This is a genomic window from Streptococcus sp. HMSC072D03 (assembly GCF_001812855.1).
Lineage (GTDB): Bacteria > Bacillota > Bacilli > Lactobacillales > Streptococcaceae > Streptococcus > Streptococcus salivarius_D.
In genome coordinates this window covers 1-266 of sequence record NZ_KV810639.1, presented here as the reverse complement: position 1 = coordinate 266, position 266 = coordinate 1, and the positions used below count along the sequence as shown (strand labels likewise).

Annotated in this window: 1 protein-coding gene; it reads left to right on the top strand. The window is 44.0% G+C overall.

Annotation, left to right across the window (positions count from 1 at the left end):
• The coding region (locus HMPREF2877_RS03500) for a helix-turn-helix domain-containing protein (protein WP_141751042.1) at positions 1-266 on the top strand (266 nt) is incomplete at both ends.

The following is a 266-nucleotide window of genomic DNA, read 5'->3' as shown; positions in this document are numbered from 1 at the left end:
GAGTCACGGTAGCTGAGACATCAATCGTTGAGAAAAACTGTCAAATCTCCAACCTTGTCCGACAAAAGCTTACACAACTCCTAACTGAGAAGATGTCACTAACTGATATTGCCAGAAAGCTTCGTGTGTCGACGTCCACTGTCTATCGTAAGCTCGACCAGTTTACTTTCAAGGAACATTATGACAAGCTCCCTACTGTTATGTCCTGGGATGAGTTTGGGTTCAAGAAAGGGGAATTCGCTTTTGTGGCCCAGAATTATGAGACA